Annotated in this window: 8 protein-coding genes; 1 reads left to right on the top strand and 7 read right to left on the bottom strand. The window is 39.2% G+C overall.

Annotation, left to right across the window (positions count from 1 at the left end):
• Positions 1-24: 24 nt before the first annotated feature.
• The 4 genes from ilvD to QSJ81_RS08865 form a co-directional block, all read right to left on the bottom strand.
• Positions 25-1662: a dihydroxy-acid dehydratase gene (gene ilvD / locus QSJ81_RS08880; protein WP_285717056.1), complete on the bottom strand. Its 1638-nt coding sequence runs from the start codon at positions 1660-1662 to the stop codon at positions 25-27.
• Between the two features lie 2 nt (positions 1663-1664).
• The gene (locus tag QSJ81_RS08875) at positions 1665-2144 is read right to left on the bottom strand and encodes a PTS sugar transporter subunit IIA (RefSeq protein ID WP_038667166.1); all 480 of its coding nucleotides are present in this window, start codon (positions 2142-2144) and stop codon (positions 1665-1667) included.
• A gap of 58 nt (positions 2145-2202) precedes the next feature.
• On the bottom strand, positions 2203-4314 hold the full coding sequence (locus QSJ81_RS08870; RefSeq protein WP_285717055.1) for a BglG family transcription antiterminator: 2112 nt from the start codon (positions 4312-4314) through the stop codon (positions 2203-2205).
• 312 nt (positions 4315-4626) lie between these two features.
• Entirely contained in the window at positions 4627-5994 is a 1368-nt protein-coding gene (locus QSJ81_RS08865) for an NAD(P)-dependent oxidoreductase (protein WP_285717054.1), read from the bottom strand.
• A gap of 290 nt (positions 5995-6284) precedes the next feature.
• Here QSJ81_RS08865 and QSJ81_RS08860 point away from each other — a divergent pair, with 290 nt between their 5' ends.
• On the top strand, positions 6285-6983 hold the full coding sequence (locus QSJ81_RS08860) for a hypothetical protein (protein ID WP_285717053.1): 699 nt from the start codon (positions 6285-6287) through the stop codon (positions 6981-6983).
• 72 nt (positions 6984-7055) lie between these two features.
• Here the strand turns inward: QSJ81_RS08860 and QSJ81_RS08855 are convergent, their stop codons facing one another.
• From QSJ81_RS08855 to QSJ81_RS08845, 3 genes are read right to left on the bottom strand one after another with little or no spacing between them, the layout of a single operon-like run.
• Positions 7056-10472 (bottom strand): PAS domain S-box protein, encoded by a 3417-nt coding sequence (locus QSJ81_RS08855; RefSeq protein ID WP_285717052.1) that lies wholly within the window; start codon positions 10470-10472, stop codon positions 7056-7058.
• 43 nt (positions 10473-10515) lie between these two features.
• Positions 10516-10821 carry an STAS domain-containing protein gene (locus QSJ81_RS08850; RefSeq protein ID WP_285717051.1) on the bottom strand — a complete coding sequence of 102 codons (306 nt, stop codon included), beginning with the start codon at positions 10819-10821 and terminating at the stop codon, positions 10516-10518.
• A gap of 36 nt (positions 10822-10857) precedes the next feature.
• A complete protein-coding gene (locus QSJ81_RS08845) occupies positions 10858-12768 on the bottom strand; it encodes a putative bifunctional diguanylate cyclase/phosphodiesterase (RefSeq protein ID WP_285717050.1) in 1911 nt (636 codons plus the stop codon).
• Between the last annotated feature and the right edge of the window lie 16 nt (positions 12769-12784).

Below are 12784 nucleotides of genomic sequence, written 5' to 3'. Positions count from 1 at the left end.
CCCCCTAACTATATTTTTTACTATTTATAGTCCCCAGATTGCTCCTTTGACGGTTGGACCAACCTGCTTGCTATACCTAAGCAGTAAATTTGAACCTGTTTCCTTCACTGGCGATTGCCAATTCAAGCGCCGACGTTCCAATTCTGCTGAATCAACATTTAAATTAACGGTACCATCTTTAAGACTAATCCTTATTTCATCACCGTCTTCCACCAAAGCAATGGGTCCTCCTTCTGCTGCTTCAGGACACAAATAACCAATACTTAAGCCTGCACTGGCTCCGGAAAAACGACCATCTGTTATTAACGCCGTATTGGGAACTCCTTTTAATACCTCGGTGACTCTATGCAATTCTCGCATACCAGGACCACCTTTAGGTCCCTCATAACGGACAACCACTACTTGACCAGGTTTAATTTTATTTTCATGCAAGGCTCTGTGGCATGCTTCCTCACTTTCAAATACAATGGCTGGTCCGCTAAATATGTGTTGCTCTTCTGGTACGGCAGAAGCTTTGACCAATGCACCACATGGTGCCAGCGAACCATACAGTACTTGAACACCACCAGTTGGGGCAAGAGGTTTATCAAAAGCTTTAATCACATCCCGATCCCCCTCAGAAGCTCCCCGAGCAACATCACCAATGGTTATCCCACCTACGGTTTTTGCTTCCATTTTAAGCAGAGATTGAAGTTCCTTAAGTACAGAAGGCAAACCACCAGCACGATATAAATCGTATACCGTCTGATTACCATTTGGCACAAGCGCGGCCAACAATGGAGTCTTATCACTTACTTCAGCAAAACTATCCCATGATAAAGAGATCCCTGCCTCAGCAGCGATAGCCGGAAGATGAAGAAAGGCATTCAATGAGCCACCTAATGCATTTAGTACCACCAGAGCATTATAAAATGCATCAGTGGTTGCAATATCCCTTGGTCTGATACCTTGTTTAATCATCTCCATTACTGCCATACCAGATTTTTCAGCAGAAAATCGACGAAGGCTGGTTGGTGCGGGGAGTACGCTGCTACCTGGCAACATCAGTCCTATTGCCTCACAGAGAACCGCCATCGTGTTGGCAGTTCCAAAAAAGGGACATACTCCTGGTCCAGAATAATACTGGAGCGATCCTTCGATTAGTTGGCGTTCTGTTATTTCACCTGCTAGAAACCTAGTACGTAATTTTTTTGAATCGGATGGCTTACATTCTGGCACAGAAGTGCCAGCAGTGACGATCACAGATGGAAGGTTGATTCGTAGGGCTGCCTGCATCATTCCTGGAATAATCTTGTCGCAAGAGCCTAATAAGACCATCCCATCAAACACACCATGGCCGAGAACCATTACTTCTACAGAGTCGGCGATAATGTCACGATGTGGCAATGTATATCTCATACCAAGATGCCCTTGGCTGATACCATCACACATACCAATAGTGTTAAATTCAACAGGCTCCCCACCCGCTGCCCGTATACCGTTCTTAACAGCTTCAGCCAACTTCAGTAAAGGCTCATGACCAGGACATACTTCATTCCAGCTATTCGCAACAGCAATTAAAGGCTTTCCGTCCAGTGCATCTAAAGAGATTCCTGCAGACGCAAGATGAACTTTGGCTATGGCCCGTTGATAGGGTTCTAAACGATCAATTGCGCGTTCCATTCTTAATGAACCTCCTTTAGTTTTAAATACTGTTGTAAAATCTTTTCGATTTCTTTTGAGTCCGTAGCTCCCAGTAAATTTTCTAAAACTTCAGGGTTCTGAAAGGTCTCAACTAGATTTTGTAATAAATCGACTTGCGCATGAGGCTCCTTCATTGCTAATAAAAAAACGATACTAACCTCCAGCTTATTACCTGGATCACCCATATTGCCAAAAGTTACTGGATGAGCCAAGGTTGCTACAGCAATCGCTGGTCTATTGACATGCTCCACATCCGTGTGTGGAATGGCTACATTAATATTCCCAAGGGGAAGACCTGTCGGAAAAATTCCTTCTCGCTTTATAACCGCTGGTACATAAGAATTTTTCACATAACCAAAATCATGTAATTTATTACCAAGAGATTGGATTATTTCTTGAAAACTTGCAGCCACTAACTGTGATACTATTAAATCTGCTGACAAAACTTGGTTGCCACTCATATCTGTAAATCTCCTACCCTTCTTTTCCCAATCACAAATGAACCGGGAAATTTCATATTTAAATTGTCTTGGTATCAGACCAGGACAGAAGTACTTGAGTTATTTTTTCGATATCATTTTCACTACGAAGATATGCTACTTTCTCCGGACTACTGAGAATATTAGTTAATTCCAGCAGTGCAATAACATGAGCAGAATGATCTACTGCTGCCAGAGCAAATATTATATCTACTGGATCATTATCCTGTGATCCAAAAGAAACGGGTTCTCTTAGTCGAATAAAACTGAAGCCAGATTTTTTTACTCCGCAATCAATATCTGCGTGAGGCAGGGCAACGCCCTTCCAAAAAACAATATAGGGCCCCATCTTATCTACTACGTCAATCATTGCTTGCGTATATGCATGTTCAATATATCCCTCTTGATGCAATACATTTCCGGCCTGGTAAATAGCATCTCGCCAATTCTGAGCTGGCACATCCAATCTAATATTCGAAGCAGGTAATAACTGATTTAAAGACGGCGGATTGGAACTTATTTGTGCTTCTTCTAAAGAAGTATTCAACATATTGTCTAACTCACGGCGTAATTGAGGATAATCCTGAATGCTGCAGTATTTTTCAATAACTTTAACAATATCATCAACGGAAGATGTCTCTTTTGCTTTATCCATGTGATTTTCTAATAATGCAATATCATGGGGAGGCAGCAGAGGATTAACAATTAGTATAGGTACATGTACGGGAGTAATCGGTACCGTAGATACGATAATGTCTACATGGCGGCTTTCTAATAGCATTTGAACTTGACGGCAAGGTGCTACACCGACAATTTTTATATCAAATAAAGATTGTAGACGGGAAGAAAGTAAATTAGCGGTTCCCTTACCTGTCGCACAAATGACAAGAACTGATGGCCGATTTTTTTTACTATTCCTCATTTTTTCAAGAGCAGCACTAAAATGAACCGTTAGATAGCTGATTTCTTCATCTAATAGCTGGCCACCAATATAATTTTCCAAAGATTTTATATTTTTTTTCACTGATTCAAACAATATAGGGTAACTAGACCTGACTTCATCCAAATATGGGTTTTCCAAGCTTAGTCCATATTTTACTCTGTACAGTGTAGGGCGCACTTCTTCCAAAAGTCCTTCAAATAATTGATGATCTTCTGTCAAATCATAAGGTAAATCTTGGCTTACATGCGCAATTAGATTACAGACTAACATCTGCATTTCAGTTCCACTTTCTTGTTCTTCTACTGTTGAAGATGCAACATTACTTCCTAAAATATATTGAGTAAAAAGGCTGACTTCATCAATAGGAATCGATACGTCAAATCTTTCTTCCAAAAGAGAAATGGTGGTAAGTGCAATAGCAAATGTACGTGAATTCTGCAGAACTCCTAACTCTGACTGACCAACAATAATATCACGTCCGCCTTTGATTCTGTGAATGGAAACAATCAGGTAAATTACCAACCCACTAAATGCTACATCTGAAAATATAACCTGCAACTCTTTTTCTAATTGCCTAATATAAGTTTGCAGGAAGGATATATCAATATCTTCCAACCAATTTTTAAATAACTGCTTGTCGCCCCAATTGGTTTCTGCTGTTGGAATCCATTCCAACATAGACGGTAAAGACAAATTTTTACGCAGAAGTTCTACAACAGCCTGGCGGAATTCTCTTTCTGGTCCTACAATTTTGATCCCATACTTAGGAATTGATCGTAATTCTAAATGCCGTACTTCCAACCATTCACGTACCTTCTGCAAATCCTTTATTACCGTTCCTCGACTAACATATAAAATTGTAGCTAGGTCATTAATTCTTATATAATCTTTAACATATAATAGTTCCGCCAAAATTCTCTGCAGCCGTTCACTAGATGACATCACGTACTGATATAATCCCAAATGTTGAAACAATCTTAATAGTTTATGTTTCTCTTCTAATGATTCTACAAACTTCACGCCCCCGTTTTGTTTGCGAATTAGTAGCGATAGATTATTAAAGTGCAAGAAATCATCCACTACATCCAAGTCATAACGGATGGTACGGTCACTAACATGAAAACGTTGAGCCAAATCTCGAATCCGAACCCAACCTTCGTTTTCTAAAATATCAAGAAGCACACTACAACGGCGTTCATTTAGTAACATAACTTTCACCTACTTCCATATTTATTTTACTTTATTATTTGAATAATCAGAAGTTTAACATCTTTCACTAACATTATGGCAAAAATGAACTAATAGAGTTCCAATCAAGAATCGGCTACTCTAAATCACATTGGTTTTTCATTCATAAGATATAACAAAAATCCTTATAACTAAAAAGATATAAGGATTTTTCAACCTCTATATAGATTCAATGCTTATCTAGAAAGAAGGGACTGCGTTGAAATAACATTTCAATACGGTCCCTTCAGCTGTAGTACTTCTTAGGTTTTTATAAGAAATTTTTACTTATCTTTAGCAATTCTCTATTAGTTTTTTTGCTTCCACATATTGAGCGATCCCTGCTGCTAATTTTTTGGCTTCTTTCATTGCTAAAACCACAGTGGCTGGTTCATGCACAACATCTCCCCCGGCAAAAACACCTTTACGAGTTGTCATCCCATAAGGGCGATCACGGGTAACTACATATCCATTGGCATTAACATCAATTCCTTGAGTAGTTGATACGATTCTAGCCGCTGGACGCTGGCCGATTGCAGGAACAATTTTATCGGCCTCAATCACTTCTCTTTTTCCTGTTCCGTAGACCTTTCCCTCTCCATCAATTTCTTGAACTTCATATTCTAGCCCGATAACCTGATCGGTTCCTAGAATCGAAGTAGGACTCGATAGCCACTTAAATTCCACACCTTCTGCTTTTGCTGCTTCATACTCAGAATGTAAGGCAGTAATGTCATTTTCCGTGCGACGATAGACAACGGTAACCTTAGCAGCTCCCAAACGTACTGCGGTGCGGGCAGCATCCATGGCTACATTTCCTGCTCCAATGACTACCACCCGATCATGAGGGCTCACGGGAATTTCTTTTTTATCAATTTTTTCGGTGCGAATTAAGGTCACCATTCTAAGCAGATACGTTGCCTGTATCACTCCCACCAAATCTTTCCCTGGAATATCAATTATTTTGGGTAGTACAGTACCTGTCCCAATGAAGATCGCATCAAAACCTTCTGCAAACAATTCATCTACAGTAAGATCCTGTCCAACTAAAACATTCGTCTTGATGGTAACCCCTAGTTCTTCAATTCTTTTAATTTCTCGACGGACAATTTCCTTCCCTAAACGAAATTCGGGAATTCCATACATTAAGACTCCACCCGGTTCCTCTTGTGATTCAAAGATAATAACTTCAAAGCCCAGCTTGGCAAGATCTCCAGCCACAGTCAATCCAGCTGGACCAGAACCAATTACTGCAACCTTACCGTTTACCAAAGAAGCGCATTTAGGTCTATCTATACTCATTTCCGCATCAAAATCAGCAATAAAGCGTTCCAGTTTACCTATCTGAATTCCGCAATTCTTTTTAGTAAGAATGCAAGCACCTTCACATTGTTTTTCGTGTGGGCAAACCCGCCCGCAAACGGCAGGAAGATTACTGCGGCGCGCGATTATAGTACTGGCTTCCCCAATATTACCTTTTGCTAGCGCCAAAATAAAACTGGGAATTTCATTTTCAATAGGGCAGCCAGCACGGCACAGTGGCTTCGGGCAATTTAAACATCGCTTAGCCTCAGCAATTGCCTCTTTCGTTGTAAAACCCTCATCTATTTCATTAAAGGAGAGCCTTTCCTTTGCAAAATTTGTCTGCTTATCAATTAACATATATCTCGTCTCCCTTATTCACAATTAAAAACGTTCCCCTTATTATACTAGTAAATCGATTTTTTCTAAAGGTTTACTCAAGTAATCTATAAATATTTCCTTTACTAATTCTCTGCTATTTTAAAACAACAATTTCAGAGAACTACATGAGCCTGTAGGAGACTAGATAGTCTCTATTTGTCACAATATTTTTTTATGGTAAAATAAGCAATAGCCATTTTGAGCCCTGTAAAAGGAACTTTTGCAACTACAAATGTGGTATAAACAAGGAAACATACTAAGGAGGAAACATGCGCAAATTAATCGCTGCATTAACACTAACAACGGGACTCATTATGACAGCAGGTAATACCTTTGCCTCTCCTACAACGGAGTTTGAAAAAGGAGCCACTAGTCTAGAAATCGGTAGTACTCTCAATTCCAAAGTAAGTGGTAGAGGCACCGTTTCAGCTGACGTTACTGGCAAATCGGGATTTAAGGCTACGGTAACCACTGGTTTAAATGATCATCTAGCACTACAATACAAACAGGGAATGTTCATATCAGAAGATTCTACTCTTACAATGATGACACTTTCCAATACTCCTGTTACGATGACGACATACGCAAAAGCTACACCTCGTGATTTGAACCTACTTTATAAAATAAATCCAAATCTTACTTTTATCGCAGGCTATGAAGACACTAAAATATCCTATGGAAAGTATGTAAACGACGCTTCTAAGTCAGCCTTGCATTTTGGTTTAACTGGATCTCAAAAGCTCAATGATAAAATTACTATGTTCGCTACTTTGATAGGCGGTAAGGACGTATTGCTAAAAGAATTAGGGGTTAGCTATAAAATGTCAACTTCCACAACCTTCAACCTTTCTTACGCAGAACGAAAAGTGGCAAATTTAGATTTAATTACTCCTTCTCCTTACTTCTCCCCTGGCAAAGAAGATTACACTATGAAAGGTATCTCTTGCCTCTTTGCTTTTAAACTGTAAATAATTTACATTTTTCAACGATAAAACGACCTCCTACTTGTAGCCATTCTTCTACAAGTAGGAGGTCGTTGCTTATTCCAAAGACTTTATTAACATAACTTCATTGCCTTGCCGGTTATAAAGTAATTTATCTGTCCACGCTAACATGAGAGGAATACCTCGACCACTTTCGGCTGTTAACAGTCTATCAAAAATTTCATTACCAATTTGTGCAAATTGCTTGGCCACTGTATTGCCGGGGAAACCATTTCCATCATCTCGCACCCGCATAATAATATTTTTTCCAATTTTATTAATCTTTACAGAAATATTCCCTCCATGCTGAGCCCCATTCATAATTGCTTCACCAAGGGCCACTTCTATTTTAGGGTTCTTTTCGCCAACAAGTTGGTCTAGTATTTGATTAATACGGCATTGGGCAAGATGGCGTTCACTAGGATTAGATATCTCAAAAAATATTGGAAAAAGTTCCTCGCCTTTAATTTGGATACAAAGAGCCGAACAATCATCATGATTTTTGCCATCTTTAGCAATTCCCTCTAATGATTGAACAGTATCATTAAATCGGAATGCATTATCCACTATCTCCTTAGGCAACCTTTCAAAAATGCCATCTGTCATAAAATAGAAGGTATCGCCATACTGGATAGGCATAGCGATGGTCTCAAACTCAGCATCTTGTGTCACCCCTAGATAGATACCTGGAATTGTTATTACACCCATCTGCTTTCGTGTAGAAGACAATATGTAATTAATTCCTCCTGATATGCATCGCAGTTCTTTCTTGGCAAAGTCTAAAGTAAAGGCTATCAGAGCAACGAAGGTGAAATCTTGGAAATAGGAAAGTAAATTTTTGTTGAGACCTACCATTATATCCTCTGTCCATACCTCCTCATTTTCCATTAGCTGATTGAGCAAGCTGCTGATAGCAGAAGTATGTAAAGCAGTAGCCATACCATGGCCAGTTACATCAATTACATATCCGTGTAATTGAGTGCCATCTTTTGACCAACGATAGCCGTAAAAATCACCACTTACAAGAGTTAAAGGCTGAAATATTGTTTTAATCGTTAGTTTATCATCTTGATAGTCAGTTGGTAGCAATGATTTTTGAACAACACCAGCCAACTCTACCTGATCTTGAATCACCGACTGCAATTTTTGCTGTTCTGTAATATCACGATAAGACAATAAAATGAGTTGTTTACCACGGTGGCGGATTAATGACCCTATCCGTTCTACGTAGATAACTTCCCCATCTTTACGTTTATAATGGCGAATTTTTGCTGGCCAGGACCCGTTCTCTAATAGATCAAGATTCATGGTGCTGATTTCATCAAGATTCGCTATAACAAAATCAGATACACCTAACTCCTGTATTTCTTCCAAAGAGTAACCAAACATTCTTGAATAAGCCTCATTGATCTCAATGACAGATTTCGTATCGTAATCTACAACAGCAATGGCTTCAGAAGATTGTTTTAGCAGTGCTTCATACCTTTCTCGACTTTCCTTTAGCTCCTCTGCTGCCCGCTTTCTATCCGTATTATCAACAGTAATGGCTGCTACACAATCTGGCGCAGGACTATAGGCAAATATTTGATAATACTTTTCAGAAATATCGGAGTACCCTTCAATTGTAGTGGATTGACCGGTCAACGCCACATTACCAAGAACTTCTATCCAGTTAATTGAATCGTTCTCAATCCCAGGAACAACTTCCGTCCATCGTTTACCAACGATCTCAACAGCCTTTTTACCAATCATTTTTTCAAAGACATAATTGACTTCCGTAAAGATAAGATCAATAGGCCTGCCCGTGTCATCAACAACTACTTTACGGTAGGTGAATGCATTATGCATATGTTCAAATAACCCTCGATACCTTGCTTCACTGATAGCAAGTATATCGCGATTTTCAGTGAGTGATTCTTCAGCTGCTTGTCTTTCAGCAATCTCCTCTTCTAGCACAGCATTGAGATCTTGTAAGTTGGAAGTTCTCTCAAGAACTTTACTTTCTAATTCAGCATTTAAGGACCTCAGCTCTTCTTCATACCTTTTCTTTTCCGTGATATCACGGGCACTAATTGCTACTCCATCTCCTAGTTTAATCACCTGTCTCGCATAGATACCACTAAGATGTTGATGTTGATCATCCTGATAAAAGAACTGCTCGTCTATCAAAGACTTACCCGTCTCGCAAACCTGACAATATTCATCGAAGACCTTACCGATTACGCCGGGCCATATGACAAGCATTGATTTACCAATCAACTCTTCTCTTTCCGTACCATAGGCCTGGCATTCCGATCGGTTTACAAATTGGCAAATAAAATCCACAATTGTACCAGACTCATCCCTTACTGCCTCAAAAAAGGTGTAGCGATCATGAACATTATCAATACACTCTTTAAAACGAACTTCACTTTGCCGCAAACCTTCTTCGGCTGCCCTTTGTTCTGTTATATCGTAACTGACTTCAAAAATCGATACAGGATGACCCAAAGAATCACGTTCTAATGTCCAATGACACTTAACAATTTTTGTCTTACCATCTTTTCCTGTATCAATTACTTCCCCTTCCCAATATCCCTTTATCAGTAATTCTTCCATAATATCTTCGAAAGGTTTCGGGTAAACGGTTTGTAATAAATCATTTATTATTTGGCCTATAGCTTCCTCTTTTGATAAACCGTAACGCACTTCCGCCCCATGATTCCAATACTTTATATAGCCTTCCAAGGTAAAGATAATTATATTATTATGACTTAGATCCAGCATTTGAGACTGCTTACGAATCCGTTCTTGACTTTCTCTCTTGTCCTTTAATTCTCCAGTAATTAGTAAAGCAAATAAGCCTGCAAGTACCGCAGCTGTAATACTCCCCATTAAGATCGTCCGTCTTGTCAAACGTTCATTTTCACGAAGTACCTCAGCTCTTTGTTCAAGTAACATCTGCTCTTCAGCATTAAATTCTGATAGCAGCCTTCGCATCTTACTCATATGAACCTTTCCTTGCATAGTCTGCATGAAATGGATCACTTCACTCATCGGAATTTTACCCGTTTCAACTTCACGTCGTAAAGTAATAAGATTGGTTTCATAGGTTTGCCACTGCTCGGCGACTTCTTGCAGCTGTTCTAATCGCATTTGCTGTACAGGATTATCGCGGGTTAGGGATTTTGCAATGTCAAGATGTGCTTTAAACTCAGCATTGTCTTGTATAAAGGAGTCTAAAAATGGCTCAAAACCAGTAACAGCAAACCCCCTCATTCCGTTCTCCATATTAAGAAGGCTTAGAAGTAGCAAACCCGACTCATCTAATACCTTATAACTATGAATGTTCCATTCCAAAGCATCTGATTCCTTGAGGGTATTACGATAAGCATAAAGACTAACCATAACCATTAATAATATGACCATGAAAAATCCTAAATACGTTTTTTTCATGGTCGTAACATTTCTTTTGAAAGAAGTAAAGAAAGGCATACAATCCCTCCTCGTTTACATACAGTTTTTCTTTTATACCAACTTATTCTTGTATTTTGAAGACTTTTTTCAACCGAGTTACCTCAAATAATTCATTAACCGTACCCCGTAGGCCTGCTAATGTAATGCTCCCGCCAGTTTGCTGCGTCTGTTTGTTAATGGCGATTAAAATCCCCATCCCTGTACTATCAATGTATTGTAAACCAGCCATATCGATTATAAAAGTACTGTAGCCTTGATCTATGTATCTGAAAAGTTCCTTCCCCAAAAGTTCTGCATCCTCATCATGCATCCGTCCGTCTAAGGTCACCACAACATTCTCTTCTGAAATATCAATGTGCTTTTCCATATAGATCCCTCCCTAAAATAAGATGAAAATAGACACTTATTGATCTAAGAGCGCTATTGCCTCTGCTTCTGGTACTGGCCGGCTGTAGATATACCCTTGGATACAATCACAACAATTATTTGCTAAATACAGAAGTTGTTCTTCTGTTTCAACCCCTTCAGCAACAACTGTCATTTTCAAACTGTGGGCCATATTGATAATAGCTCCAATAATTTCTGATTGAACCGTATCTGTCGATATCATATCAATAAAAGATTTATCTATTTTCAGCGTTTCCACAGGTAAATTTCTTAGGTAGGTCAAAGAAGAATATCCTGTTCCAAAATCGTCTAACGATAAACATATCCCTATCTCACGTAATTCTTCTAGCTTTTGCGTTGCCTCTTCTATGGAAACCAATAAGACACTTTCGGTTATTTCCAGTTCTAATTGACAAGGATGAATGCCAGCTTCCTGGACAGCCTCTTGTACAATAGTGACGAAATTATCTACAGCTAATTGCTTCGAGGATATATTAACAGCAACACGAATATTATCTCGCCCTCGATTAGCTAGTCGTTTCGCAAAGTGACAAGCTTCTCTAAGCACCCACTGGCCAATTTCTTGTATTAATCCGCCCTGCTCAGCCAAGGGAATGAAACGATCTGGTGATACTTTTCCATAGATAGGGCTGTCCCAGCGCAGCAGTGCTTCAAATCCTACAAGATTTTTTTTACTTAACTCCATTTGAGGCTGATAATGAACAAACAGTTCTCCTCGTTCTATGGCACCTCTAAGACTATTTGTAAGTACTATTTTTTCATAGGCTGCCTTCTGCATGGAATCTTGGTAGAACCGCCAACATCCCTTGCCAGCTCCTTTGGCTGAATAAAGGGCATTATCTGCATTCTTAAAAACTTCTTCTGCTGTTTCTCCATCTTCGGGATAAATGACAATGCCAATACTAGCGCTCATACGATAACGTACTCCTTGAACATCGTACTCCTGTCGTAGAACATTAACAATCCCATCAGCGATTTTAGCAACCCTTTTACGATCACTTTCCCCTGGTAAAATAACCATAAACTCATCACCACCAAGGCGCGCCACAAAACCAATTTGACCAACTTCAGATAAGATATAGGCGCCAGCTGCAATAATTAACCCATCACCGGATGTATGTCCAAAAGTGTCATTTACCATCTTAAGATCATCTAAATCAATAAATAAGACAGCACCCGTTGATAGGTTTTGCCTGACACTCTCCATCTCCTTGTTAAGACGTTCGTTGAGATGTGTCCGGTTTGGTAAACCAGTTAATCCATCCGCATATGCCAGACGCCGAATCTCTTTTGTTTTTTGTTGCAACGCTTCTTCTGTTGCCTTACGTTCTTTAACTTCGCGGATTAAGGCTTCATTGATTCTGCTTAATTCCTCATATGCATTTTTCAGTTTGCCATACCCTTGCATTTCATTCTTCAAAAGGAGGGACGCATAATGGAAAAAAGTTGCTAGGTAAGATTGTATTTCATTGACTTCCGCTGGCATACCATCCATTTTGAAAACGCCAATTACTTCTTGTCCTAGCAAAAGGGGAAATACCCAAGTATGATGCTTTGCGTCTAATTTGTTAGTCTGATACGATTTAAATTCGGTAAAGCGACGAGTTTCAATCACCTGCAGTATACAAGCATCTTCTATCTTATTAAGCTTTAGTTTCATGCCCGAAATGCCTACATAGTAGATATTCTTATCCATAAAGTAGTAGATGCTAGGATTAAAACCACCTACATTTTCAAGAATAATCCTTAACATTGTTTCAACCGTATTATCAAGTCCTTGTACAGCACTTAGTTGACGCATAAGATTATTGATTAAATGGAGATGTTCCTTTTCAATTGATAATTTTTTAATCCGTTCTTGTAACGTTATGACTTCAAGGTTTGAATTGCTTATCGCTTTTGGCATTTACTATCCTCCTTTA

It is taken from the genome of Pelosinus sp. IPA-1, assembly GCF_030269905.1.
Taxonomy (GTDB): Bacteria; Bacillota; Negativicutes; order DSM-13327; family DSM-13327; genus Pelosinus.
Note: the sequence above shows the minus strand (reverse complement) of the source record. Positions and strands in the feature narration are given on the sequence as shown.